The organism is SAR202 cluster bacterium (genome assembly GCA_016872285.1).
In the GTDB taxonomy this organism is placed as follows: Bacteria; Chloroflexota; Dehalococcoidia; order Lucifugimonadales.
Window position 1 is genome coordinate 18,720 of the sequence record VGZZ01000007.1, and the last position, 25,958, is coordinate 44,677.

Annotated in this window: 25 protein-coding genes; 13 read left to right on the plus strand and 12 right to left on the minus strand. The window is 59.2% G+C overall.

The genetic code is table 11. The annotated features are described in order from the left end of the window. Nucleotides 1-156: 156 nt before the first annotated feature. The 4 genes from FJ320_03560 to FJ320_03575 form a co-directional block, all read right to left on the minus strand. The gene (locus FJ320_03560; protein ID MBM3925049.1) at nucleotides 157-1,578 is read right to left on the minus strand and encodes an amidohydrolase family protein; all 1,422 of its coding nucleotides are present in this window, start codon (nucleotides 1,576-1,578) and stop codon (nucleotides 157-159) included. Between the two features lie 212 nt (nucleotides 1,579-1,790). Further along, nucleotides 1,791-2,171: a hypothetical protein gene (locus tag FJ320_03565; protein MBM3925050.1), complete on the minus strand. Its 381-nt coding sequence runs from the start codon at nucleotides 2,169-2,171 to the stop codon at nucleotides 1,791-1,793. Nucleotides 2,172-2,801: 630 nt separating this feature from the next. Beyond that, the gene (locus FJ320_03570; protein MBM3925051.1) at nucleotides 2,802-3,752 is read right to left on the minus strand and encodes a hypothetical protein; all 951 of its coding nucleotides are present in this window, start codon (nucleotides 3,750-3,752) and stop codon (nucleotides 2,802-2,804) included. A 2-nt stretch (nucleotides 3,753-3,754) separates the two neighbouring features. Further along, complete coding sequence (locus tag FJ320_03575; GenBank protein ID MBM3925052.1) at nucleotides 3,755-4,999, minus strand: hypothetical protein; 1,245 nt, start codon at nucleotides 4,997-4,999, stop codon at nucleotides 3,755-3,757. Between FJ320_03575 and FJ320_03580 the strand changes: the two genes are divergently transcribed. Continuing rightward, complete coding sequence (locus FJ320_03580; GenBank protein ID MBM3925053.1) at nucleotides 4,974-5,714, plus strand: hypothetical protein; 741 nt, start codon at nucleotides 4,974-4,976, stop codon at nucleotides 5,712-5,714. The two genes, FJ320_03575 and FJ320_03580, sit on opposite strands and share 26 nt — an antisense overlap. A gap of 197 nt (nucleotides 5,715-5,911) precedes the next feature. On the opposite strand, the gene FJ320_03585 is transcribed toward FJ320_03580, so the two are convergent. Then, entirely contained in the window at nucleotides 5,912-6,376 is a 465-nt protein-coding gene (locus FJ320_03585; GenBank protein MBM3925054.1) for a nuclear transport factor 2 family protein, read from the minus strand. A gap of 238 nt (nucleotides 6,377-6,614) precedes the next feature. Then, entirely contained in the window at nucleotides 6,615-6,989 is a 375-nt protein-coding gene (locus FJ320_03590) for a 4a-hydroxytetrahydrobiopterin dehydratase (protein MBM3925055.1), read from the minus strand. Nucleotides 6,990-7,151: 162 nt separating this feature from the next. Between FJ320_03590 and FJ320_03595 the strand changes: the two genes are divergently transcribed. From FJ320_03595 to FJ320_03605, 3 genes are read left to right on the plus strand one after another with little or no spacing between them, the layout of a single operon-like run. Continuing rightward, nucleotides 7,152-7,799, plus strand: a complete 648-nt coding sequence (locus FJ320_03595; protein ID MBM3925056.1) for a TetR/AcrR family transcriptional regulator — start codon at nucleotides 7,152-7,154, stop codon at nucleotides 7,797-7,799. Between the two features lie 52 nt (nucleotides 7,800-7,851). Further along, complete coding sequence (locus FJ320_03600) at nucleotides 7,852-8,370, plus strand: MBL fold metallo-hydrolase (GenBank protein ID MBM3925057.1); 519 nt, start codon at nucleotides 7,852-7,854, stop codon at nucleotides 8,368-8,370. 28 nt (nucleotides 8,371-8,398) lie between these two features. Continuing rightward, entirely contained in the window at nucleotides 8,399-8,662 is a 264-nt protein-coding gene (locus tag FJ320_03605) for a hypothetical protein (GenBank protein MBM3925058.1), read from the plus strand. A gap of 415 nt (nucleotides 8,663-9,077) precedes the next feature. Here the strand turns inward: FJ320_03605 and FJ320_03610 are convergent, their stop codons facing one another. From FJ320_03610 to FJ320_03620, 3 genes are all read right to left on the minus strand, one after another. Then, nucleotides 9,078-10,091, minus strand: coding sequence for a hypothetical protein (locus FJ320_03610; GenBank protein ID MBM3925059.1), 1,014 nt, complete (start codon nucleotides 10,089-10,091; stop codon nucleotides 9,078-9,080). A 219-nt stretch (nucleotides 10,092-10,310) separates the two neighbouring features. Further along, on the minus strand, nucleotides 10,311-11,726 hold the full coding sequence (locus tag FJ320_03615; GenBank protein MBM3925060.1) for a DUF1800 domain-containing protein: 1,416 nt from the start codon (nucleotides 11,724-11,726) through the stop codon (nucleotides 10,311-10,313). A gap of 718 nt (nucleotides 11,727-12,444) precedes the next feature. Continuing rightward, entirely contained in the window at nucleotides 12,445-13,335 is an 891-nt protein-coding gene (locus tag FJ320_03620) for a polysaccharide deacetylase (GenBank protein ID MBM3925061.1), read from the minus strand. A gap of 467 nt (nucleotides 13,336-13,802) precedes the next feature. On the opposite strand from FJ320_03620, the gene FJ320_03625 reads away from it, so the two are divergent. From FJ320_03625 to FJ320_03650, 6 genes are all read left to right on the plus strand, one after another. Next, a complete protein-coding gene (locus tag FJ320_03625) occupies nucleotides 13,803-14,024 on the plus strand; it encodes a hypothetical protein (GenBank protein MBM3925062.1) in 222 nt (73 codons plus the stop codon). Nucleotides 14,025-14,048: 24 nt separating this feature from the next. Further along, nucleotides 14,049-14,342 carry a hypothetical protein gene (locus FJ320_03630; protein MBM3925063.1) on the plus strand — a complete coding sequence of 98 codons (294 nt, stop codon included), beginning with the start codon at nucleotides 14,049-14,051 and terminating at the stop codon, nucleotides 14,340-14,342. Next, nucleotides 14,326-15,126: an SDR family NAD(P)-dependent oxidoreductase gene (locus FJ320_03635; protein ID MBM3925064.1), complete on the plus strand. Its 801-nt coding sequence runs from the start codon at nucleotides 14,326-14,328 to the stop codon at nucleotides 15,124-15,126. The genes FJ320_03630 and FJ320_03635 overlap by 17 nt, the downstream gene beginning before the upstream one ends. A gap of 281 nt (nucleotides 15,127-15,407) precedes the next feature. After that, entirely contained in the window at nucleotides 15,408-17,219 is a 1,812-nt protein-coding gene (locus tag FJ320_03640) for an ABC transporter ATP-binding protein (protein MBM3925065.1), read from the plus strand. 316 nt (nucleotides 17,220-17,535) lie between these two features. Next, nucleotides 17,536-19,362: an ABC transporter ATP-binding protein gene (locus FJ320_03645; GenBank protein ID MBM3925066.1), complete on the plus strand. Its 1,827-nt coding sequence runs from the start codon at nucleotides 17,536-17,538 to the stop codon at nucleotides 19,360-19,362. 168 nt (nucleotides 19,363-19,530) lie between these two features. Next, nucleotides 19,531-19,947: an ester cyclase gene (locus FJ320_03650; protein MBM3925067.1), complete on the plus strand. Its 417-nt coding sequence runs from the start codon at nucleotides 19,531-19,533 to the stop codon at nucleotides 19,945-19,947. A gap of 48 nt (nucleotides 19,948-19,995) precedes the next feature. Here the strand turns inward: FJ320_03650 and FJ320_03655 are convergent, their stop codons facing one another. Next, entirely contained in the window at nucleotides 19,996-20,553 is a 558-nt protein-coding gene (locus FJ320_03655) for a PAS domain S-box protein (GenBank protein MBM3925068.1), read from the minus strand. A gap of 258 nt (nucleotides 20,554-20,811) precedes the next feature. Between FJ320_03655 and FJ320_03660 the strand changes: the two genes are divergently transcribed. Next, a complete protein-coding gene (locus FJ320_03660; GenBank protein ID MBM3925069.1) occupies nucleotides 20,812-20,997 on the plus strand; it encodes a Trm112 family protein in 186 nt (61 codons plus the stop codon). Here the strand turns inward: FJ320_03660 and folK are convergent. Continuing rightward, nucleotides 20,988-21,533, minus strand: coding sequence for a 2-amino-4-hydroxy-6-hydroxymethyldihydropteridine diphosphokinase (folK, locus tag FJ320_03665; GenBank protein ID MBM3925070.1), 546 nt, complete (start codon nucleotides 21,531-21,533; stop codon nucleotides 20,988-20,990). The genes FJ320_03660 and folK overlap by 10 nt on opposite strands. After that, nucleotides 21,506-22,381, minus strand: coding sequence for a dihydropteroate synthase (folP, locus tag FJ320_03670; GenBank protein MBM3925071.1), 876 nt, complete (start codon nucleotides 22,379-22,381; stop codon nucleotides 21,506-21,508). Before folP ends, folK begins: the two co-directional genes overlap by 28 nt. Nucleotides 22,382-22,727: 346 nt before the next feature. On the opposite strand from folP, the gene FJ320_03675 reads away from it, so the two are divergent. Both FJ320_03675 and FJ320_03680 read left to right on the plus strand, forming a co-directional pair. Next, nucleotides 22,728-24,290 (plus strand): methylmalonyl-CoA carboxyltransferase, encoded by a 1,563-nt coding sequence (locus FJ320_03675; GenBank protein ID MBM3925072.1) that lies wholly within the window; start codon nucleotides 22,728-22,730, stop codon nucleotides 24,288-24,290. Between the two features lie 461 nt (nucleotides 24,291-24,751). Next, nucleotides 24,752-25,936, plus strand: coding sequence for a thioredoxin family protein (locus tag FJ320_03680; GenBank protein ID MBM3925073.1), 1,185 nt, complete (start codon nucleotides 24,752-24,754; stop codon nucleotides 25,934-25,936). The last annotated feature ends 22 nt before the right edge of the window (nucleotides 25,937-25,958 follow it).

Sequence of the window (25,958 nt, forward strand, 5' to 3'; positions counted from 1 at the left end):
GGGCCACCATCCCCTTTGTCTCGCCACGGCGAGCTTGCAGCCCCTTCCTCTTCGGGAAGGGGAAAAGCAATAAAGAACCACGTCGAGATGTTACGCCTCATATACGCTTCCGGACCAGGGATACACCGAGTCTTCGTGCAAAGCTTAGGGTACCCTCTACTTTCCAGGCCCGGTGAAGGTGTCTTTGAGCACCACGCCGTCTTTCATAATTAGCTGGATGTTGTCTTTATTTTGCAGGATGCGGACGTCTTTGGAGGGGTCGCCGTTAATGATGAGGACGTCGGCGGACTTGCTGGGTTCGAGGGTGCCCCAGACGTCTTGCTTGCCGATGGCCTTGGCGGCGACCTGGGTGGCCTCGTGGAGGATGGTGATGGGCTTGATGCCGAGGTCCTGGAAGTACTCCATCTCTTTGGCGACGGTGAAGGGCGGGAAGACGTGGGCGCCGTCGGAGCCGACGGCGATGGGAGCGCCGATTTTGTGGGCAAGGAGGATGGCCTCTTTGCAGGCTTCATAGGCCTCGCGGACCTCGTTGATAAACCACTGGATTTGCTGGTCAGTAGGACGCGCCGAACGGTTATAAGCGCGGGCGTAGTCTTCCGACACGCGGTAGTGTAGCCAGGAGATGGTGGGCACAAAGACGCAGCCGGTCTCCTTCATGACCTGGAGGGCTTCCTCGTTCATAAACTCGCCGGAGTGAAGGGAGATAATGCCGGCCCTGGCGGCGGCAATGGAGCCGTTGACGTCATGGGAGTGGGCGTGGACGGTCTTGCCGAACTTCGCGGCCTCGTCAGCGGCGGCTTTGAGCTCATCGTAGGAGAGGTCTTGAAGGCGGCCACCAATCATCGGGTCGCCGGGGAGGCCGGAGGCGGAGACTTTTATCATATCGACGCCCTGGCGCATCTGCTTTCGGACGGCGACACGGACTTCGTGGGGGCCGTTGACCACGGTGCCGAAGTAGGCGGGGTCCTCGTGGTAGCCGGTGGCGTAGGAGTGGTCGACGATGCCGCCGGAGCCGCAGAGGATCTGGCCGCAGGCGACCATCTTGGGGCCAGGGATGATACCGAGGGTGATGGCGTCGCGGACGGCGACGCCGATGTAGCCCCGGGAGCCGCCGTCGCCGATGGCGGTGCAGCCGCTGTCCAGGATAGTCTTCGCGTTGGTGGCGGCCTTTATGGTGTTGAGCTCGACGCTCTCGGTCATCTCGCGGAGGTTGAGGGCGTAGTCGCTGATGTGGTAGGCGACGTGGGTGTGGGGGTCGATGAGGCCTGGCATTACAACCTGGCCGGCGGCGTCGATGACGGTGGCGTCTTTAGGCACGCGGAGGGAGTTGGTGGGCTTGACCTGCTGGATGGAGGGGCCGTAGGTGAGAAGGGCGCGGCCGTCCTGGGGGGCGCGGCCGGTGCCGTCGATGAGTCTGGCGTTGATGATGGCGTATTTGGGCATGGGGGTTCCTCCTGGGGAGGGGGTTTGGGGGTATTTTAGCGGGTGGAGGGAGGGGAGGGAACGGGAGGGGAACCCCCTACCTAACCTTCCTCCGCTTGGCGGGGGAAGGGATAAGCGCAGCGTGGCAGGTGGCATTGATAAAGTATTGTAGTGCTAGTGTTTCACCCTCACCTTAATCCTCTCCCATCAAGGGAGAGGAGGTAAAACTGACGGGCCATGCGGTAGGTTGTCAATTGGCATAGACCCTTCGACTGCGGGCCGAGCACAGCCCTTTGCCCAAGATGACAGGACCGTGTTTTTTTGCCTAGCGTCGAAATGTTCAGCCGGCGCTCTGAATAAGCGTGGGACTAGGGAGACTGATAGACGAGGCCAGGTTTAGACCAGTCGATGAGGGGTTGGAGGTGGAGGTATTGGGAGAGGAGGCCGGCGGAGGGGGCAAGCTTAGGGCCGTCGAGGCTGCCGAGGAGGAAGTGTATCTGGGCATCGTGGCGAGGCGTGTTGCTGTGGATGGCAATGATGCCGCCGGAAGCGTTCAGGATAACGGCGCGGGAGGCCTGGACACGCAGAGTGAGGGGGATCTGGACGGTCTGCCTGTTTGACGCGCAGTGGATGGAGACGGGCTGGTCCGAGGAGACGGCGAGTACCTGGCTGGCGGCGTAGGCCGCGTCGATACCATCGGTCTGAATGTTGGCTTTGACCATGGCGCCGGCGGCCAGCATCCACGCCACGACAGCGATGGTGCCGTAGGAAACGAGCCGCAGGATACGGTCGGAGACGCGGAGGTGGCTTCACAAAGTCTTGGCGCTGATGGGAGCCAGGTCTCCTTCCTTCCAGAGGCCGCGGGCAGGGCCGTCCGCGTCGACTGAATGTTATGAGACTGACTTTATCGAAGGCGCGCCGGACTTCCGACAGGGAATTACCGCAAAGGTATAGGGGAAAGGGGGTAAATGTTCTGGGCAATTTCATGCAGGGAAGGCGGGGAGAGGTGGATGTTGGGGGACGGGTTAGTGGCTTGGGAAGGAGAATAGGAATGGATAGCAGGGAGAGACGTGGGGCGTGTCAGCAGGAGACCAAGGTGGTTTGCAGTCTAATCAGATTCCTCGACCCGATTACATCGGGATTTCGCGATTGGTATACCAAGCAAAGGTGCTCAACTGCGTCCTGACGAGTACATCAGAACTCCGCTCGGAATGACAAATTGATTACATTTCATAGATTCGATGCCTAGCGGACAAGCGGCATCCCAAAGAGAGGGAAGGGCGAGGTGACCACGCTACTAGGGATGGTGGGTCGTGACAGCAGACACGTCGACTAGATTCTTCGATCCGCCTACGGCGGACTCAGAATGACATGCCTTGTTAGGAGCGGAGGAGGGGCAGGAGGGACTGGAGGCGGGCCAGGGAGGCCTGGATGGCGGCGCGGTTGGGTGAACTGGCCCAGTAGTTGTTGAGCCTGCCGTACATGTCCTCCTGGAGGTCCCGGGTCTGGGCGGCGTACAGGACTAGCTGCTTATCGGCCAGTTCCAGGGTGTCGTTGTCAACGCTGAGGTACACATCCGCCACCAATGCCCGGAGGACCACCAGCTTTTTAAGCCATCGCTCCTGGTGGGCTAGAAACTCGTTGGGGGTAGTGATCTGGGACATGAGGGTGATTTGGGCGTCGATGCCGTCCTGGCGGCGCTGGAGGCGGAAGATATTGATCTCTTTGGTGTTGGCGTTAAAGGTGCCGCCGAAGTCGGCGGCGGGACTGTAGCCCAGGAAGTCTCGCAGGATAGGTGCCATGCCTACGGAGTAGTTTAGCAGCACAACCTCGGTGAAAATGGCGTGTTCCAGGTCGCTCCACTGGCCCTGGGTGTCGGTCAGGTGTTCCCGGGCGAGGGATACCCTGGAGCCTCCCAGAATGACCGGGAAGACACCTACGCTGACGGAGTCGCCGTAGCCTTTGACCAGGAGATGGACTTGCCGGGTGGTATCCAGGGCCGCGGCCATGCGGGGGGAGCCCTGGGTGACCAGGTCCTGGAAGGCGCGGGCGTCGGCGGGGGAGAGGCCGCCTTCGCTCCTTTGATAGAAAGCGGCTTCCCTGGAGGAGATATCAATGACGCCGGGGAGGGAGGAGTTGAGGGCCTCTATGTATGGCGCGCTTTCGCGCACAATCTTGTCGGCGCGGGAACGGGGAGTGAGAACGGAGGCCCACAAAATGATTACGAGGATTAAGACAAGGAAGGCTGCCGAGGCCAGAAGAAGCATTCGCTTTCTTCGAGATAAACGCTTGGGGACGGCCTGCGCCGGCTGCTGAGTGATGTCTTCCATATCTAACTCCGCCTACCCACCCGGTTTTCCACCTGACGCTCCACGTATTTTTTAAGGCCGCGCGATAGGAACCAGGCGCCGAGGATGACGCCGCCGCCGATGAACATTAAGGAGAGGACCCATCGCCAGGGGATGACCCAAACCGTGATGGGATCGCTGGTGGCCACCTGCAGGGGGTCGCCGAAGGTGACCTGGGCGGCCAGGGTGTACCGTCCGAAAGCCTTGGAGCGGGTGACCCAGTCCAGGGTAGTGTCACGCGAGGCGCCGGGAAAGACGTTGAAGTTGGGGACAAGGATGCTCTCCTTGGGATCACCGCCCATGGAGACAATGCGGATCAGGCCGGGGCTAACCTCGTAGTCAGCGCCACCAAGGTTCTGAAATCGCAGGACAAGGGAGTTGTGGCCGGCCAGGGCTAGTTTGGGGACCTTGTGCCATTTGAGAGCGCCCTGCTGGTTCGACAGGCTGGCGGGCTTGATATCGATATCGTCGGCGGATGGGGACCGCACGTTGGTGTCGATGGCGAGAAAAGAGTTGGGGGACACGGACACCGGCGCGCCCGCCTTGTCCAGGGCGACGGTGGAGTCCGACAGGTGGACCACAGGCGACAGGAGGATGGTGAAAGACTGGGTCTGAGGACTGGGAGGGGGCGCGGAGAAGGGCAGCAGGGCAGCAGGAGGCAGGCTGGCGGACGCCAGGGGCCGGTCCAGCGCGGCCAGGCCGAAGGCGGAGAGGCCGCCGGGGGAGGCCGCCTGAAACCCCAGATAGGCGCCTGACGGGCCGTTGAACCGGGTGTCCAGTACGTGAGCGGAGCCGTCTTCAGCGTACCTGAGGATTCTAACCAGGGACGGGTCCGATGCCCCTGGCCACCCGGGGTCCACCATCAGGGTGATGACCGCGGCGCCGATCTCCTGGCGGTCCTGGAGCTTGTCTTTGTCGATCTCGATGACATAGGCGATGTCCTTGATAGAGGCGTCGCCGACGACGGCGTCGAAGGCGTCCTTCACGGCGGGGCTGGCCTGGGGCTGTATGACGGTGGTGACGCTGCCTTCCCTCAAGAGAGCTAGAAGGTCAAAGGAAAGCTTTACCTGAGCGGAGCGTGGGCCCTGGCCGGCGGAGTCGAATTCGGATTTCCAGAGAAAACTATCGACGCGAAGGCTTTCCACGTCGGCCACGGTGACGCCTTCACCCAACAGCAACGGGTGGAACAACACGTCGCTGCTTGTGAACCTGAGCGCGGTGGACGACATAGCGGGCACCGGCGTGAAGGAGATTCGTTATATTCTGAGCGGCGGGGCGGAGACCGTGGTGGAAGGCGGGTCGGTGTCGATTCCGCTGACGGCGGAGGGCATTCATTCCATCAGCTATTTCGCGGTGGACATGGTGGGGAATACGGAGGCGGGCAAGTCGGTGACGGTGCGGCTGGACACGTCGGCGCCGGAGGCCTTCGTGCAGTTCGACCAGATGACGAAGGACTTGCTGACCTACGGCATCGACCTGGTATCGGGGGTGCCGGGCGGGCCGGGGACCACGGTGTCGGCGGCGCCGGTGAAGAAGAACGGTAAGGAGGTCCGCCGCACGGTGGTGGTGGGCGACAACGCCGGGAACAGCGTGACGCTGATGGAGGATGTGGAGACGGGAAATCAGAATATTAAGGGCGCCATTGTGACTATAAAGTACAAGAACGGCGCGGCTATCGGCACGGTGAAAAACCAGATTTCCGCGCACTGGGTCTTGAACAAGGACGGGTCTATAAAGCATCTGGACCAGACGGCGGACCTGGGGCAGGGGAAGTCGCTGCAGAAGCTGAAGGCGAAGTACGATGGGAAGAAGAATCAGACGACTATTATTGTGGAGAAGGGGTTTAACGCATCGGGGAATTCGCCGCAGTCGTCGAAGAAGATAGTGATGCAGGGGCTGATATTGATACAGCTAGCGACGAATAATGGGGGGGTTGGTGATTAGGTATTAGGGGAGGGTGATAGGGGAGGGTAAAACAGGGGGTGAGACGGGTGTGAGTGATAAAATGGGGTGTGACAGCAGTCACGTTGATTAGATCCTTCGACTGCGTCCCGACGAGTACATCGTGACTGCCGCTCAGGATGACAATTCTCCTCTTGCGGCTATCTGAGACATGTTCGACCGACGAAACTACACAGAGATTAAGGCGTCGTTTGGACTGCCCAGCCTGTGTCGTAGGGGGTGCGGAAGTGGATGTCCAGCTGGACACGCTTGAAGAGCCAGCGGCCTTTGATTTTGACCATGTCATCGTGGTAGACGCCCATAATCCAGATAGCTTGTTTGCCTTCAATGGTGCCGGGTTCGAGGAGGTACCAGGTGGCGTGGGCGGTGTCGCCGCGGACTTCGATGATGGGGTTGGAGACGTAGTGGATGGCGAAGGTGAGGCGTTTGGTGATGTTGGTCCAGAAGTCGCGGAGCTGGTCGTGGCCTTTGAAGGGCCCGAAGCTGGTGGCGACCCATTCGGCGTCTGGGGTGAAGAGGGGGACGATTTTGTCGACGTTGAAGTTGTCGTCGCAGTAGAGGCAGTAGCGGGCTTTGAGGTTTTTGATGGCCTCGATGTCTTCGAGGCGCTGGAGGCGCTGGCCGAGGTCTTCTTGGGGGGTCATGGCAGATTCCTTTTTGGTGGAGATGATAACTGAGTCGCGGTATGGGATACCATCCCCTAGCCCCTTCCTGCTGGAAGGGGAAGAGAAAAATTGCACCAAATCCCCCTCTATCTCCCCCTTTTCCTCGTGAGGAAAAGGGGGAGGACCAGATGGGACATCCACGCAACACCCTAAATATCGAGAGTCGTCGGTAGCCTATGGGCACGAGATGAGTTTTCCCATGTAAGGTGAGGCAACGTCAGGTGAGGGAGGGTGCGGACTGTTGGGCGGCGAAGGCCTCATGGATCTGGTCGGTTTTGGAGGCCATGATGAAGTCGTTGCGGTGGAGTCCCTTGATTTTGTGGGTCCACCACTCGACGCTGGTACGGCCCCATTCGGTGGTGAGCTTGGGGTGATGGCCTTCGGCCTCGGCGGCGTCACCGATGGCGTTGGTGAAGGCGAGGGCGGTCTTGAAGTCTTTGAATTTGAAGGCGCGGGAGAGGCGTTTGACGCCGTCGATTTCTATTAGCTGCCAGTCTGGGATGAGGGGGAGGAGCTGGGCGGTCTCTTCGGCGGTCACCTGAGGGGAGTCTTTGCGGCAGGCTACGCATTTTTCCTGGCTTAGGGTGGTCATGGGGGCCTCCTAGGGAGGGGAGTGTGGGTTAGGGAGCATAGGAATATTTTTGCATATTGAGACACGGATTGGGAATCAGTTTTAAGAAATTCGACCGGACCCCTTGACACGAGACAAACTATATAATTTAATTAGAAAACTCTTTCAATTAATTAATTAGCCATGTCACCAAGAAAATACCGAATGGGGGCGAGGGAAGCCAGCGTGGAGGAGACGCGGCGGCGCATTCTAGAGGCGACGTGCCAACTCCACGGGGAAAGGGGCATATCCGGCACCAGCATGGTGGACGTGGCGCGTAGAGCAGAGGTGTCGATTGGGACGGTATACCGGCACTTTCCAAATCTAGACGACCTGGTGGATGCCTGCGGGCAGATTGTCTGGCAGGAGTTGAGTCCGCCCACACTGGAATCTTTAGCGGCTAAGGGTAGTATCGGGGAGCGGGTGAGGACCCTGGTAGGCGAGGTTTTCGACATGTATGGGAGGGGCGGGCAGGACATGAAGCTGGGCATGGCGGACATTCATAGAGTGAAGGCTGTGGCCGAATGGTTCAGAAGGTGGGAGGAGCATAAGGAGTCGCTGGTGAGGGCGGCGCTGGGCCGGAGGGAAGATGACGAGAAGGCGATAGCACTGCTTACGGCTATGACGGGACTTGGGGTTTGGGAGAGCCTTATGTCCAAAGAGTTGAGGAGCGACGAAGCTGCGGATTTAGTGAGCCGGGCATTTCTGGCGTGGCTAAACACTCCTTTATACAAGGCATCGAAGGATGGCAGGGCAAGCAAATCGAGAAGGCGCGCGCCTGCCGTCGGGTAGAAAGCAAGTCGAGAGGCACAAGTCTCGAAATAAAAATTAGAGGAAGGGTGTTATGGAGAAGGCATTCAAAGTATCGAAGGACATAGTAGCGCTGCCGTCAAATGTACCAATACCGGATATGGGCGTTTTGCCGGTGAACGCTTTTGTTATAAAGGCCAAGGAGCCGGTGCTGGTGGATACGGGGCTGGGCATGGAGAGCGAGGGGTTTATGAAGGCCTTGGAGTCGGTAATAGACCCGAAGGAGCTGCGGTGGGTATGGCTGACGCACGACGACCTGGACCACACCGGGAGCATTCAGCGGGTGCTAGAGGCGGCGCCGAAGGCCCGATTGGCCGCCCACCCTTTGGCGCCTTTGAGGATGAGCACAGCGTGGCAGGTGCCGATGCACAGGGTAAATTTTATAAACCCGGGCGACAGTCTATCGGTAGGGGACCGGAAGCTGACGGCGGTGAAGCCGCCGGTCTATGACAACCCGATGTCCACCGGCATTTATGACGACAAGAGCGGGGTGTTTTTCAGTGTGGAACTCCTTTGGAGCGATTCTGCCAGGGCCGGCCCAGAATGCGTCTGACTACTCGGAGGGGGAGCTGGCGCGTGGGATGACGGAGTGGGCGACGGCGGACAGTCCGTGGCTGCACATGGTGGACCAGCGGAAGTTTGAGGAGAACCTGGACCGGATACGCAAGATGAGTCCTAGCATGATACTTTCGACGCACTTGCCGCCGGCGAAGGGTAAGTTGGAGCAGATGCTGAAGATTCTAGCGGGAACGCCGTCGGCGGAGCCGTTTGTGGGGCCGAACCAGGCGTACCTGGAAAGCCTGCTGGCTCGGATGAAGGAGGGGAGCGGGGCGGCAACGCGGTAGAGGGTTAGACTACGAATAGATAAAATAAATGGGGCTGACGTGTCAGCCCCATTTATTTTTGAAATGTGGGTTACGGTAGCAACCTCGCCACCTAATCCTACCCTCAGGAAGGACCAGAAGGGAGGCCGCCTATCTAACCTTACCTGCCGAGCGAGGGAAGGGAGGAAACTACTAGGGAAGCCCATTGCTTGGGCGGTGAAGCGAGGTTGGTAGTGGGCACAGATTCTTCGGCTGCATCCCGACGAGTACATCGGGACTTCGCTCAGAATGACAAATTGTGTTGTTTATTAGCAACATGGGACGCGCTGTGACAGATGAGATGGGGGAGATTTTCTCGACTGGACTCGGAATGACAAATCTAGGGAAAGGGGCAGGCGTACACGCCCGCCCCTTGATTTTGCGAGGCCGAGGACTCTTACAGGTTGAACTGTGGGTCTACGTAGGAGTCGTCTTTTTGGTAGAACTGGATGCGGCCGCTGATGGACTCGATGACGAGGAGGCGGTTTTTGGAGTCGACGGCGACGGCGGTGGGTCGGCGGAAGGTCCACTCGAGGGAAGTGTCGGCGCGGCGGCGGGCTTTGACGAAGTCCGGGTTGGCGCTGATGAAGACGGTGGCGGACTTGGAGAGTTCGCGGGCGTCACCGTAGAAGGAGGTTAGGTATTCGCCGTCCTTGTCGTAGGCGTTGACGCGGTTGTTGCCCCAGTCGGCGACATATACGTCGCCGTCCTTATCGGTGGCGACGCCGGTGGGGTGCTTCAAGGGGCCGGGGCCGGAGGCGCCGAACTGGGCGACGAAGCGGCCATCAGGAGTGAGTTTTTGGACTCGATTGTTACCCCAGTCGGCGACGAAGAGGTGGCTTTCGGAATCGATGTGGAGGCCGGCGGGGAGGTTAAACTGCCCGGGGCCGGAGCCGGCCTGGCCGAACATGGATATGAACTTGCCGTCCTTGGAGAGCTTCTGGATGCGGTTGTTGCGGCTCTCGACGACGTGAAGATTACCGTCGTCGTCAAATCGGATGCCGGCGGGGCCGTCGAGCTGGCCGCTGGCCTTACCGGTGGCACCCCACTTTCGGGCATACTTGCCGTCTTTGGAGAAGACGGAGATGCGGTTGAGGTGCTCATCGGCGACATAGACATCGCCGTTTTTGTCGAGGGCGAGGGAGGAGGGCCAGAGGAACTGGTCGTCGCCATCGCCGGGGGAGCCGGAGTCTTTGATGAGGACGTCTTTTTCCAGGTCCCACTTGGTCAGCCGCTGGCCCGCGCCGAACTGGCTGCCGGGGTCGCCGCCGCGGCTGATGACGTAGGCGGTGTCTTTCTGGCCGATGGTTTCGCCGAGGACGATGTCGTTGGGGCCAGTCCAGGCGAAGAGGGAGCCGACGCAGTGGGAGTAGGTGTAGGTGCGGTTTGCGGCTAAGGTAGTGAGGGGCATGGGGGTTTGTCTCCTTTGCGGTGGGTTTCTTTAAAAATGCTCGCCTGTCTTTGGTCGGGATACCATCTCACCCTTTATCCCTCTCTTCCTGCTGGAAGAGAGGGAAAGAAAAAAGATTCACCACAACCCCCTCTAACTCCCCCTTCGCCTTCCAGGCCGAAGGGGGAGAACCTGAGGAGACTACCAGAGCCCCAGCCCCCTCAGGGGAAAAGGAGATTTTTAGCAGAACTGGAATTCGCGGGTGGCGGCGATGAGCTGGAGGGTCTCTGTGACCCGCTGGGTGAAGGCGCGCTTCTCTGCCTCCGTCTTGCCGCGCTTTAGGGGGCCGCCGGACTTGATGTGTTCCACCAATTCCTTTCGGGTGCCATCCTGGAGCCTCACGGCGCCTAAAAGCTCAAGGCAGCCGTCGAGAAGCTCCTCGGGGGCGAGGGTTGCCTTGGAAGCGAGCCGCTGAATAATAGAGTGGACGCCGGGATTGGAGGCGTTTCCAAGGCGGTCGGCCATGAAGTTTACCCGTCGTACCAGGGCGCTGGTGTCGATCCATTCATGGCCGGTGTGCCAGCCCTCCACCGAGGGCGGATTAATCAGCTCCTGGCCCTGGTAGGCGTTCTCCAGCGCCAGCATCATCAGGCCCGGCTTTAGCTGCTGGAAGTCGCCGATGAGGCGGGTAGTGCCCACCACAACCTCCGCGGGGTTCTTCACTTTGGCGAACCAGACCTTTTCGCTCTTGAAGAAGTCGGAGTTGAAGATGAAGCGCAGGGTGGGCTTCATCTCGAATTTACTCTTGACGAAGACGTCGGCGATGGCCTGGACAGCCTTGGCGTCGCGGGGCGCCTCATCCTTCCAGGAGGGCACCTGGACTTCGTCGGCGACGAAGAAGTTGTATAGGTGCCGTGCGATGAATTTGGCGGTGGCGGGCTGCTCCAGGACAATATTTATGATGTCCTCGCCGTTGAAGCGGCCCTTCTTGCCGAGGAAGGTCTTCTCGGAATCGTCGTGGTCTTCCGGCCTGTACTCGAACTCCCAGTAGTAGCGGCCGTAGGGAGCGCGAGGGAGCTTGGGCTTGATGGTCCAGCCGGTGAAGGCCCTAGCGGCCATCTTGACGTCGTCCTCGGAGTAGTTGCCCTGGCCCATGGAGAACAGCTCCAGCAATTCGCGGCCCCAGTTTTCGTTGGGGGCGTGCTTATGGCTCTGATTGTTGTCCAACCAGTAGATCATAGCGGGGTCTTTGGAGAGACGGACGAGGAGGTCGCGGTAGCTGCCGAGGCCGTGCTTTCGGAACATATCGATCTGGCGGACCATCTCGGTGGGGTTGTCGATCTTGGAGTTGCCGGTGGCGAAGACCATGTGCCAGAAGAGGACCATTTTCTCTTCCAGAGGGCGCTTGGTGTTAATGAGGTGGTACATCCAGGTAAGCTGGCCGAGGGGCGGGTTGCCAGGGACTTCGTTCTGGGGGTTGTATCGATAAAAGAGATCGGTGTCAGTGGGGGGGATAGCGTGGGCGTCGGGGTCCAAGAGTTCGTCAACGGTCTTTTGGTAACCCTTCTTGACACGCGTTTCGAGCTCTTGATAGTCAGCGCCGAAGCCGGCGCGGCGCATGAGGTGGGCCATGAGGGCTATATCTTGGCTAGGCATAGGCTGCTCCTTAGGAGGTGGTGGCAACCAGGGGACGAGGCAAAAGCTAGCACTATTGCTATTTGGTGTCAATGGGAGGGGTAATTAGTGGCGGTATAGCAGCAATTCGTCATAAAGATTACGCTTTTCGGTTTAGTTAGCAGAAAGTGTTACGTTGTGTGAATTGGGCGTCTATTTTGGCGCCAGGCACATTCAGAGATAAGGCGTGTCTTGCGCTATGGGATACCATTTCCCTGGCCCCTTCCTAATGACGTGTATTGATAATACATACCTGGTCATAAACGGAAGGACCTCATCACCCTTAATCCCTCTTCTCCTTTCTGAGAAGAGGGAAGGGGAAATAAGGAACCACAACCCCCTCCTTCGATCCGCCAGAGGCGGACTCAGGACGGTCCGATTGCATCGGACTCCGCGATATATGCTTTAAGGTAGCAGAGCGTCTGGCTCCCCCTTCGTCCCTCGGGGGATACTCGGGACAGGCTCTTTCAGGCCGAAGGGGGAGTACCATGCAGAGGCCCCCAATCCCTACCTGTGCAAAGGCTCGTGGTTTCCCATAATCAAGCCCATCGTAGAAGAAAAGGAGGACTCCTGACTTCCTTTAACGTGCATCACATGTCTTCTGGAATGAGAAGAGAAAGTAAAATCACCTCATCATCCCCCAGCCTCTTTCACGACTGTTATCGGGACCGATCCGCCACGGCGGACTCGAGATGACGTGTTACTTGTCGGCGGACTTGTACCAGTCCAGGATTTGGGAGCCTGTCCAAAAGAGGACGCCGTCATGGCCTTTTAGGTATTGGATAAGGCGGTCGAAGTAGGCGATGCGATGGGGGACGCCGGTGATGTAGGGATGGGTGGCGACGGCCATGACGCGGGCGCTGGCGGCGCCTTCTTTGTAGAGGGTCTCGAAGTGCTCGCGGGCGCGGTCGAAGAGTTCGGGGGAGCGGTGGTGCTGGATGAGGTAGATGGGGATGTCGTTAAGCTCCACGGTGTAGGGGATGGAGTAGAGGCTGCCCTTCTTAACTTTCATCTTGTAGGGCTGGTCGTCGTTGACCCAGTCGCAGACGTACTCGATGCCTTCCTCGGCCAGGATATCGGGGGTGTTAAAGGTCTCGGCGAGGCCGGGTCCCATCCAGCCGCGGGGGGCCTTGCCCGTCTTGCGCTTGATGACGTCGATCGTCCGTCGGATGACGGCGCGCTCGTCCTTTTCCAGGTTGATGGCGCGCTGCATGAAGCCGTGAGCAAGGATTTCCCAGCCGCTTTTAACGCTGTCGTCGACGATGCGGGGGTAAGAGTCGCAGATGCTGCCGTTGAGGCTGAGGGTGGCTTTGACGCCGTGGCGGTCCAAAACGTCCTTGATTCGCCAGAAGCCGACTCGGAGGCCATAGTCGAACCAGGAGTAGTTGGGGATGTCAGGGATGACGGAGACGCCCTGGGGGGTGGGAAGGACGGTGCGAGGCATGGGGCCGTTGATGTCCCACTCCTCCACGTTGACGATGGGGAAGATGACGATTCGCGCGCCGTCAGGGAGCTTGAGGGGAGGACGGCTGGTGATGGGGGAGTAGCGGGCGCGGGGGTTGGCGCCGGAGGGGTCTCTGGGGGCGGGCATGGGGCGGCTCCTAGGGGAGATGGTGAGGGTAGTGTAGGGAGGGGGAGGGAGGGAGGTCAAATGGAGGGCGGTGAAGGGTAGATAGCAAAGAGGGTTGGCCTTAATGCCCTTATCGTATATCCAGGGTATATCCCTCATCCCAACCTTCTCACGCAAGGACGGGGGTTGCTAGTTGTTCTAGAAGCCTAAGGAGTAAAGCTCTAGTGATAGCTGGCATTGATAAAGTATCGTAGCGCTAGGGTTTCACCCTCATCCTTCGCCTTCCCCTCCCGATTGGCATCGGGATCTCGTTTGTATGGGGCAAGCAGCTCGACATCAAGGGGGAAGGAATTTTCTCAGTGGCAGTCAGTCCTCTCAGCCCACATGGAATCTGAACTAGCAACAGGCGTCATCAAGGGAGAGAAGAGAATGAGAAAGGCTCATAGTGCGAGGATATAATAGACAGATGCCTTAATGGAGAGAAAGACATGGAAGAGGAACGAAAGAGAAAATGGAAGCCACCTAAGTTTGAGGACTTTACCTTTATCGCATCTGGGAGGAGCGAACCGTCTGACGAGGACCCAATCTCTGAAAACCACGACGAGGCGCTTGCCAAGGACCTTTACGAAGAGATGATGGAGAAAAGACAGGAGTGGGAAGAGTGGGAAAGGGAAAAACAAAATCGTAAAGATGCTGAAACCAAAAATTAAGGGTTAGGTGCTAAGGAGGAGAGCTTGTCTATTGAACTCGCGGAGGGCCTGGGGCTGGCGGCCGGGGTGATGACGACGTCAAGTTTTATACCGCAGATTATTCGTATATTTAGATTAAAGAGCGCGAATGACATCAGCCTGCATTTTTCTTTCTTGCTGATGGCGGGATTTGTAGTGTGGATTGTTTATGGAGTTATGGACGGCCTGTTTCCGATAATTTTCTGGAACTCGCTCAACATGGTATTTATATCAATCATTCTTTTCGGACAGTTCAAGTTTAAGAAAAACAAGCAGGGTCAGAATGGACCTACAGCTTAGAGGCAAGCGGGCGCTGGTGACAGGCAGCACCCGAGGCATTGGCGCGGCGATAGCGAAGGCGCTGGCGTGGGCGGGCGCGTCAGTGGTGGTGCACGGGCGGGATAGGGAGGCGGCGAAGCGGGTGGTGAGGGAGATTGGGTCTGCCAAGGGGAAGGCCTTTGTGTCGCTGGGAGACCTGTCAGTGGATGTAGAGGCGGAGCGGGTGGCGGAGGAGGCGGAGTCGTCGATGGGAGGCGTCGATATATTAGTGAACAACGCGGGGATTTATCCGAGCCGGGACTGGTGGCGTGCCAAGCCTGAGGAGTGGGCCGACATTTATAACACCAACGTAGTATCAATAGTGCGGGTGGTGCATCGGCTGGCGCCGTCGATGAAAGAGCGAGGGTGGGGACGAATCATAAATATTGGGAGCGGGGCGGCGCTGCAGCCTTCGCTGGCGATGCCGGACTTTTCGGCCACCAAGGCGGCGACGGTGAACCTGACGGTAAGCCTGAGCAGGGAGTTGGCTGGGAGCGGCGTAACGGTAAACACCATCAGCCCCGGGCCGATTTTTACGGAGGGCGTAGAGGAGTTTTACAGAGCCGTTGCGAGAGAGAGGGGATGGGCCCTAGAGTGGTCCGAGATTGAACGGAGGGTGATGGAGGAGATGCTGCCGAATTCGGTGGGGAGGTTTGGCCGGGTGGAGGAGGTGGCGGCGCTGGCGGCGTTTGTGGCCAGCCCTCTGGCGGGGTTTATCAACGGAGCGAATTTGCGGATAGACGGCGGGACGATTAGGACGATTTGAGAGTCATAAGCAAAGCCAAATTTATGCAAAAAGAAACCATTTCTCACGCGGGATACCTTCATCCCCTGGCCCCTTCTTCCCGCGGGAAGAAGGGGCCGAGAAAAAATTGCACCAATTCCCCCTCTAACTCCCCCTTTTCCGCACGAGGAAAATGGGTAGAACCAGATGGGAAGGGCGAGGTGACCTCGCCCCTACGTTACCAGGCGGGGCGGGACGGCAGATGGCGAGAGCGAGGTTGCAGACAGACAAGATTGTTCACTTCGTTCAGAATGACATAGGGTATGGGAATACTTTTTCGGATACTGGGGCAGGTGTACCGGCGGCATCGGTGGCGGGTGCTGGCGGGGTATGGAGCGGTGGTGCTGGCGTCGCTGTCGGCGCTGGCGATACCCAGCGTGCTGGGGGACGCGGTGAACCGAGTTTTGGGGGATAGCGATACGAGCACGTCTATGCTGTACCTGCTGGCGCTGGTGGTGCTGCTGGCGGGGGCGGCGCGCGGGCTGTTTTCGCTGGGGCAGATGTATATTGGCGACAGCATCGCGCAGAGGTACGCCTACGAGCTGCGGAACGAGTTCTTCGCCAAGCTGCAGGACCTGAGCTTCGGGTTCCACGACAAGCAGAAGACAGGCGTGCTCATGTCCAGGGCCACGTCGGACGTGGACGGGGTGCGGCAGTTCATCACCCAGGGCGCCATACGTCTGGGGTTCATTGTGGCGATGGTGGGGGGAATCGCGATAGCCATGCTGCTGACGGACGTGACGCTGGCGGTGGTGAGCCTGGCCTTTGTGCCGTTCCTTATCTGGCGGGCCATAGCCACCAGCCAGCATTTGCGGAAGGGATGGATGAAGGTGCAGCAGCACACGGGGCAGATGGCGGCGGTGCTGCAGGAGAACCTGACGGGAAATCGAGTGGTGAAGGCTTTTGGGGGGGAGCCGTACGAGATTGAAAAGTTCAACACCCGTTCGTCGGCGGTGGCGAGGGAGGGGTACATGGTGGACCGAGACTGGGCGAAGAACTTTTCGATTATGAACTTCGGGTTCCTGGCGTCGATGGGGGTGGTGCTGTGGGTCGGGGGGATGGAGGTCATCGAAGGCCGTCAGGTGGTGGACGGGGCGCCGAGGTACACCGGGCTGACGCCGGGAGAACTGACGGCGTTTATTTTCTACCTGGGGCTGCTGTCCATGCCGGTGAGAATGTCGGGATGGATGGTGAACAGCATATCGAGGGCGATATCGTGCGGACAGCGGCTCTTCGAGATTATCGATACCGAGACAGAGGTGAAGGAGCGGCCGGGGGCAAAGGAGGTGGGTAGGGCTGAGGGCCGGGTGAGGTTCGAGGGGGTGACCTTTGGGTACGAGGGCGGGCCGCCGGCGATAAAGGACCTGAATTTAACGGTGGAGGCGGGGCAGCGGGTGGCACTGATGGGGCAGGCGGGGAGCGGGAAGTCGACGCTGGCGCACTTGCTGCTGCGGTTTTATGACGTGGACGCCGGCAGGATAACCATTGACGGGGTGGACGTGCGTGAGGTGACACTGGGGTCGCTGCGGCGGAACGTAGGGATTGTGCAGCAGGACGTATTTGTCCACGCCATGAGCGTGAAGAACAATATCGCTTTCGGGAGGCCGGAGGCGGGGATGGAGGAGATTTTACACGCGGCCAAGGTGGCGCAGCTACATGATTTCATCGAGTCGCTGCCGCAGGGGTATGAGACGATGGTGGGGGAGCGAGGCATCACGCTGTCGGGGGGGCAGAAGCAGAGGCTGGCCATCGCGCGGACGCTGGTAGTGGACCCGCCGGTGCTGATCCTGGACGATTCGACGTCCAGCGTGGATGCGCAGACGGACTATATGCTGCATCGGGCGCTGCAGGAGGCGACACGAAATCGGACCACGTTTATTATCACGCATCGGCTGAACGCGATAAGGGACGCGGATATGATTGTGGTGTTCAGGGAGGGGCAGGTAGTGGAACGGGGGACGCATGAGGAGCTATTGGCGCGGGGAGGGGAGTACGCGGATATATATGAGTACCAGTTGAGGCCGCAGGAGGAGGCGAGGCGGGTAGAGGTAGCGGATGGAGGAGGGGAAGGATGAAGAGTTTTATTTGTTTAAAGATGGCAGTTAGGAGACTCCACCCTGCCGACACACCGACCCCCCATCTTAATCTTCCCCCCTTGAGGGGGAAGAAATTGGAGAGAGGCGGAGAGGCGGATGGTTGGTCTAATGAGTGTTTTGTATTTCCAGGGTTTACCCCTCATCCTACGCCTTCTCCCGCAAGGGGAGAAGGAATTTTCTTGGAGCTAGTCGGACCTTACATACATTACGTACCTCGATTGGCACCAGGCATTCAAAGGGGAAAAGAGCCAGAAGGAACACCCGTCAGAGTGGTGGATGGGGGAGGGCAGTCCTGATGGCGGTGCAGTCACAGAGCGCACCTCCGGCGAATGTGCTGCGTCTTGATGACGTGATGCCGGAGAAGTTTTACGACCATCGCGTAGTCATGCGGCTGATGCGGTATGTGCTGGCGTACAAAGCCTGGGCGGCGCTGGCGTTTGTGGGGATTGTGGGGAATACGGTGACCAACGTCTTGCAGCCGCTGATCATCGCGTGGGGAATAAACAGCTTCATCGCGCCGGCGGGGGGCATCGAGTCGGCGTGGGGGAGCATACACCTGGTGGGACTGGCGTTCATGGCCAACGCCGGGGGAAACCTGGTTTTCCATTTCATCCAGGACTTCGCCATGGCGCGGCTGACGGCGTCGGTGCTGGACGACATTCGAAAGGGGATGTTTTCGCACATCCAGGGGCAGAGCGTGGCGTTCCACGATCGGAACGAAGTTGGACGGGTCATGTCGAGGGTGCAGAACGACGTGGGGCAGGTGCAGGAGTTCATGGACATGGCCATTATCACGGTGGTGGACATCGCGATACTGGGGTTCATCGCGGCCACCATGCTGTGGATGGACCTGAGCCTGGGGCTGGTGACGCTGATCACGCCGCCGGTGCTGCTGGCGCTGACGATTGTGTGGAAGAAGTTCGCCAAAGTGACGTTCCTGAACGTGGCCATCACGCTGTCAAGCCTGAACGACAGCCTGCAAGAGAACATATCGGGCGTGCGGGTCAGCCAGGCGATGAACCGTCAGGAGCGGAACAAGCAGGACTTCGAGAAGCTGAATCGAGAGCATCTGGACGCGAGCTTGAAGGCGGCGAGGCTGTCGTCGCTGGTGTCGCCGTCGGTGGAGATAGCGACGGCGTTTTCGATGGCGCTGGTGCTGGTGGTGGGCGGGCAGAGGGTGCTGGACGGGTCTCTGGAGGTGGGGTTCCTGGTGGCGTTCCTGCTGTACGTGCAGAGGCTGTTCGACCCGATCAGGACGCTAAGCTGGCAGTTCACGGAGTACCAGTGGGCCATGGCGTCAGGGGCGAGGATCTTCGAGCTGCTGGACATGCAGCCGGACATGACGGACAAGGCGGACGCTAAGGAACTGGGGGAGATTCGAGGCGATATCAGATTTGAGAACGTGTCCTTTAGCTACACGCCGGAGTCGGAGGTGCTGAAGGGAATTAATTTGCATATCGAGGCAGGGCAGACGGTGGCGCTGGTGGGGCCGACGGGGGCGGGCAAGACGACGCTGGCGCTGCTATCGGCGCGGTTTTACGACGTAGGGGCTGGCCGGGTGCTGGTGGACGGGGAGGACGTGCGGGACGTGCGGCGGGCCAGCCTGGCGAGGCAGATGAGCATTGTTCTGCAAGACCCGTTCTTGTTCTCGGACACGGTGAAGGAGAACATTCGCTATTGCCGTCGAGGGGTGACGGAAGAGGAGATAGTCGAGGCGGCGAAGGCGGTGGGGGCGCACGATTTCATATCGAGGATGGAGAAGGGGTACGACACGGTGCTTCAGGAGCGGGGCGGGAACCTGAGCATCGGACAGAGGCAGCTGATAAGCTTCGCGAGGGCGGTGGCGTCGAAGCCGAGGATTCTTATTTTGGACGAGGCGACGGCGAACGTGGACTCAGCGTCGGAGCGGGTGATACAGGAGGCGCTGAGGGCGGTGCTGAAGGGGAGGACGTCGATAGTCATCGCGCACCGGCTGTCGACGATAACGGGGGCGGACAAGATTGTGGTGGTGGACGGGGGCCGGATTGTGGAGGAGGGGAGGCACAGGGAGCTGCTGGCGAGGGGAGGGCTGTATGCGAGGCTGTATTCGATGAATTTTGCGGAGGGGGAGACGAAGGTTTAAGCAAGGGGTGATACCTACCGCCCACTGAAGTGTGCGACAAAAGCTTCATCGGCATCTATGAATAGCACGCTAGACCTAGCAACTCCTCGTCTTCGTGCGCGTACTTGACTGGTTATCCCTTGCGTGTGAATATAGGCGGCAAGGCAGCTTGGAGATGGAGGTACGATTATGTTTGGGTCAGACACGAAGGGCGTGTTGAAGAAGGCGATAAATAACTACAACGAACCAGATAGGCGCAGTGGGTACCTGGATTTCCATGACGAGAAGTGTGTTGCTCATGGCCTTCCGCCCAATATCCCAGGTAATAAAGAGGGTTTGAAGATGTTCTACAACTCCCTCTGGTCGGCTTTTCCGGACTTTAAGGTCAATGCAGACGACTTGATATCAGAGGGAGACAAGGTGACGGCCAGATTCACCGCCAACGGGACGCACAAGGGTGAGTTTATGGGTGTGCCGGCCACGGGCAAGAAGGTGAATTTTCCAGTAATTACCACTTTTAGAATTCAGAAGGGGAAGTGTGTGGAGCGGTGGACGGTGGCGGATGTGATGGGGATGATGAGGCAGATGGGAGCGATTCCCGGCTAGTCTGTACCGAAAGTCAATTTTTAGGAGTCTAAGATGGCGAATTCGGTTTCAGAGAATAAGGAATTGTGCCGCAAGATGTGGCTGTCGCTGAACAAGGGGAGCATGGCGGAGTGGAAAGAGTACTGCGCGCCAGGATTTGTGAACCATGATATCTTTGCCGAAACCTTGCTTTTGAAGCAGTTTCCTCGCCTGAACCAGCTCCTCCGTTTGAACAAATAGGTCCCCCGAGAACATCCCCATCATCTCCGCCCTGTCATAGCCCCACAACTCCGAAGCCGCCGCGTTGGCGTCTATAATTATCCGGTCCGCCGTTGTGATGATAATGCTGTCCTTAGTGTCCTCAAACAGCGCGCGATATTTTCGCTCGCTCATCTCCAGGCTTCGCGCTTTCTCTTCCATGGCGCGAAGGGCCTCCTTCACGCCGGACAGTCTGACGGCTGTCCCCTTGCCGTTCTTCCCCGACGCCCTAGCCTTCGATTTTTTATCCATCGTTGCGCACCTCCTGGCGCCTTCTCGTCCTGCCGCTCGGCTCCAAGTTCCGCAGGTATTGCGCCCCTTATAGAGAAACCAGGATACTCCAAACCCGACGCTAGATCTTCTACTCATAGCGCCTCAATCGATGTATAAGTCCTTAGGATTCCCTGGTATTCCCTTTCTACTATAACTCCCGCGCGGATTGCTCCCTTTCGACATTTATTTCGTGCTACATTCTGAGACAGCCGCATCATTAGGTCAAGAATTACGGCAGGCCTATCAAATAGTATTTCGTCATTAAATCTTATAGCTAAGCCTTTTCCTACTGTGCCGGCATACAACTCGGAATCGCGATAAAATACGCTGACCTGAATCATCCCGGGAGACCCCATGCGAAAAGACCTCATCGAAATCCTGGCGTGTCCCGTCTGCCGCGGGAAGCTGGAACTCCAGGTCCAGGAGGAACGTTCCGCGCGAGTAATAACCGGCACCCTCCGCTGCCCCGCCTGCCGCCACACCTACCCCATCAAAGACGCCATCCCCAACCTCCTCCCACCTGCCCTGCGTCAGCCCTGACCCCTGCCGGTTATGTCAACTCTCCACGTCTCTGGCGACCCTAATCTTTTCACGCCTTCCCGGCCTCCCACTCGCTCCAGCATCTCCGCCGCCGTCAGCCCCAACACAGGGTGCTTCACCTCCGGCGCCACCTCCGCCAGCGGCGACAGCACAAATGCCCGCTCGTGCAGACGGGGGTGCGGCACCGTCAGACTGGGCGTGTCGATGGTCTTCTCTCCATAAAACAGCAAGTCCGCGTCAAACACTCGCGGCCCCCACTTGAAGCTCGCCTTCCTTCCAACCTCCTTCTCCGCATCCTTCATCTCCTCCAGCAGCCTGAACGCCGAAAGCCCCGTCCTCCCCACCATAACCGCGTTCAAAAACTTAGGCTGCTCCTCAAATCCCCACGGCTCCGTCTCGTACACCGACGACACCGCCTCTATCCGCACAAACTTGCCTATGGCCGCCACGCCCCGTCGCAGGTTCTCCATCCGGTCGCCCAGGTTTGACCCCAGCCCGATGTACACCCTCACCTTGGCCACTTCACTGGCCTCCATCCCCGCGCTATCGCGTCGCTCATACGCGCCACTCTCACCATCGCCTTCACGTCATGCACTCGCACAATATCCGCCCCGCCCGCAATGGACAGCGCCACCGTGGCCGCCGTGCCCTCCAGCCTCTCCTGCACCGGCAGGTCCAGCACCAGCCCAATGGTGGACTTTCGCGACGTGCCCACCAGCAGCGGGCAGCCCAGGGATTTGAACTCCGGCAGCCGTCCCAATATCTCCAGGTTGTGCTCTGCCTTCTTCCCAAATCCAATCCCAGGGTCGATGATTATGTTATCCGGCGACACCCCGGCGTCCAGCGCTATTTCCACGCTCTCCCTCAGCGACGCCAGCACGTCCGGCACCAGGTCTCCGTATCGCGTATGCGACTGGTTGTGCATCAGCACCACCGGCGCGCCGGCCTCGGCGGCCACCCCGGCCATCTTCGAGTCCTTTTTAAAACCCCACACGTCGTTGACCATGGATGCTCCCGCCGCCAGCGCCTGCCTCGCTACGTCGGATTTGTACGTGTCGACGCTCACCGGCAGCTTCACCTTCGACGCCACCGCCTCCAACGACGGCATCAGCCTCCTTAGCTCCTCCGCCGCCGATACCTCCCTATGCCCCGGCCGCGTCGACTCCGCCCCCAGGTCCAGAATATCCGCGCCTGCCTCCTCAAAGGCCAGCGCCTGCTCCACCGCCGCCTCCGGCCTCCCCCCCAGCCCATCCCCTGAAAACGAGTCCGGCGTCAGGTTAATAATCCCCATCACATACGTGCGCTGGCCCCACACAAACTCCCTTCCCCGGCACACCATAGGCTTGGGCCCTTTATCTGTGGGCTGATATGCGGAAAACGGCATAAATTACACCGATATCCAGCCACAAAAATGCCGAGATTGTGAAGCTTTGGTTGACTGACTGAATGCGCTTGAAAGTGTAGAACTTGTGAAAACAGTCCCATCTGGTTCTCCCCCTTCGGCCTGGAAGGCGAAGGGGGAGTTAGAGGGGGTTGTGGTGAATATTATTCTCTTCCCCTTCCAGCAGGAAGGGGATAAAGGGGATGGTATCCCGATTAAGAACAATGATGGCTTCCCGTGCAACGCTTCTTCTCGTCCTCTATTGACCCACTCCCAATATTACACCCCCTCCCTTGCTTGCGCTCAAAAGAGTCCCTCTGTTAGCATGTCAAATTTACCAGGAGGCTTCATGGCCACCGAGCCAAAATCAGACCAGCGGCTGCGTAAGCTGGAACACCTCCGCGCCCAGTCACGACTCGGCGGGGGCCAGGAACGCATCAACCAGCAGCACTCCAAGGGCAAGCTCACCGCCCGCGAGCGCCTGCATCTCCTCTTCGACCCCGACACCTTCGAGGAACTGGACGCCTTCGTCACCCACCGCGCCACCGACTTCGGCCTCGACAAGAAAAAGACCCCCGGCGACGCCGTCGTCACCGGCCATGGCAAGGTTAACGGACGCCTGGTCTTCGCCTTCGCCCAGGACTTCACCGTCCTCGGCGGCTCCGTGTCTGAGACCGTCGGCAAAAAGATATGCAAAATCATGGACCTGGCCATGAAGACCGGCGCACCCATCATTGGCATCAACGACTCCGGCGGCGCGCGAATCCAGGAAGGCGTCGTCAGCCTCTCCGCCTACGGCGACATCTTCCTCCGCAACACCCTAGCCTCCGGCGTGGTCCCCCAGATATCCGTCATCGTCGGCCCCAGCGCCGGCGGCGCCGTCTACTCCCCCGCCATCACCGACTTCGTGTTCATGGTCCAGGGCATCGGCCAGATGTATATAACAGGCCCTGACGTCATCAAGGCCGTCCTGGGCGAGGAAGTGACCCACCAGGACCTGGGCGGGGCCGCCGCCCACGCCGTCAAAAGCGGCGTCTGCCACTTTGTCTCCGACACCGAAGAAGCGTGCATGCATCAGATTCGGCGCCTCCTTGACTTCCTCCCCTCCAACAACATGGAGGACCCCCCGCCCCTCGATCTCGCCGACCCTCCCGACCGCACCGACCCCTCCATCAGTGACCTGGTCCCCAGAGAGACCAACAAGGCCTACGATATCCGCGATGTCATGGCCGGGGTGGTGGACCAAAGCGATCTCATGGAAGTTCACCAGAGCTACGCCCCCAACATCGTCGTCGCCTTCGCCAGATTGGCCGGACGCACCGTCGGCCTCGTCGGCAACCAGCCCGCACACCTCGCCGGCGTCCTGGACATCGACGCCTCCGTCAAAGCCGCTAGGTTCGTCCGCTTCTGCGACGCCTTCAACATACCCATCGTCACCTTCGTGGACGTCCCCGGCTTCCTTCCCGGCGTCGACCAGGAGCACGGCGGGATTATCAGACACGGCGCCAAGCTCCTCTACGCCTATGCGGAGGCCACGGTCCCCAAGGTCAGCGTTATGCTGCGCAAGGCCTACGGCGGCGCCTACATAGTCATGGGCAGCAAGCACCTGCGCGGCGACATCAACTTGGCCTGGCCCTCCGCTGAAATCGCCGTCATGGGCCCTGAAGGCGCCGTCAACATTATCTTCCGAGAGGAAATCGCCGGCTCCGAGCATCCCGATAAGGCCCGCGCCAAGCTCATCGAAGAGTACCGAGAAAACTTCGCTAACCCCTTCGTCGCCGCCAGCCACGGCTTCCTGGACGACGTCATTGACCCCGCCGAGACCCGCCCCCGCATCATCAAAGCCTTGGACATGCTCAAAGACAAGCGAGACTCCCTCCCTCCCAAAAAGCACGGCAACATCCCCTTATAATTCTCCTGTCCGTAGTGGGCGGCAAGGGCAGGGTGTGGAGCCTGCCCTGAGTCCGCCTCTGGCGGATCGAAGGGTAATTTCGGTGAGCTCCGCCACAGCCCGCTTATACAATGCGGAGGCCGTCCGCCGTAGGAGGATCGGCCCTTCAGCCCTGAGCGTAGCCGAATAGGGAAGTCGAGAAACCTCAGCGTGCCGTCCTCCAGCATTACGCTACATTTGGCTAACTTAAGTGTTTCCTAAAGCGTCGCTAAAGCATAACAAGGCTAGGTAACAAACCAAGGCATATCATCCTGAGTGAGCTAATGCTCTAATCGCCGTGACCGCTGCCATCCCCCCTCCCCGCTCATTCCTTACGCTTCCCTTACATCTCCCTTTCCCACTATCCCTCGCTATATTAATCCGTTGCATCCCTAACCTAAACTGGTAAGCATAGGAGCAAGCCCAGCCAGACTCATACCATTATGCCTAAGCCATTTCTCTTCAAATTCCCCCTCCTTCTTCTAGCCGTATCTCTTGCCCTATTCCTCGCCGCCTGCGGCTCAGAAAACCCTACCACGCCTTCAAATCTCAACGCGACTCCCTCTGTCACCAGGACACCCGCATCTGGTCTCCGCGCCGCTGAACTCACCGGCACTCAAGGCTGGGTCAACTCGGAACCCCTTACCATGGTGCAGCTTCGCGGCAAAACTGTCCTCATCGACTTCTGGACCTACACCTGCGTCAACTGCATCCGCACCTTCCCTTACCTCAAGACCTGGTGGTCCAAATATGCTGACGACGGCCTTGTTATCGTCGGCGTCCACACTCCCGAATTCGCCTTCGAGCACGACCTTGGCAACGTCCGACAGGCCGTCGCCGAGTATGGCATCGGCTGGCCCGTAGTCCAGGACAACAACTACGACACCTGGGACGCCTACAACAACCAGTACTGGCCCGCCAAGTACCTCATCGACCAGGACGGCGTTATCCGATACCAGCACTTCGGCGAGGGCGCTTACGCCGAGACCGAGGACCGCATCCGCGCGCTCCTACAAGAAGCCGGCGCTGACCTCTCAAAAATCCCCGCAGCCGGCCTGGAAGACCAGGAGCTGGACCACGCCTTCAAAAACACCATCGGCGCCGATATCACCAGCGAGCTCTATGGCGGCCACGAGCGCGGTTGCAGCTTCGCCTCCTTCTACTCCAATAGCTCCATAGACAGCCCCCTCTATTGCCAGTCTAAGGACAAAGTCGCTACCTACGCTGACCCTGGTCAGCATAAGAACCACAAGCTCTACCTCCAGGGCCCGTGGCTCGCCGAACCCGAGGCCGTCCGCCACGCCCGCGAGACCCAGAACTTTGAAGACTACTTGGTCCTGCGATTCGCCGCCAAAAGCGTCAACGTCGTCCTCTCACTTCCGCCTACGGCGGACCAGCCCTTCAAAGTCCACGTCACCCTCAACGGCAAAAACCTAGACCAATTCAACAAAGGCGCCGACGTGGTCATAGAACCCGATGGCCGCAGCTATCTGGTGGTGGACAAGCCGCGCATGTACCACGTGGTGGAAGCCCCCGAATACGGCACGTATGAACTAAAGCTGGCCTCCAACTCTGCCGACTTCGCCGTCTACGCTTTCACCTTCGGGGTCTACGAGAGCGGCATCTAGCCCCCATCCCTGCCCTTCATTC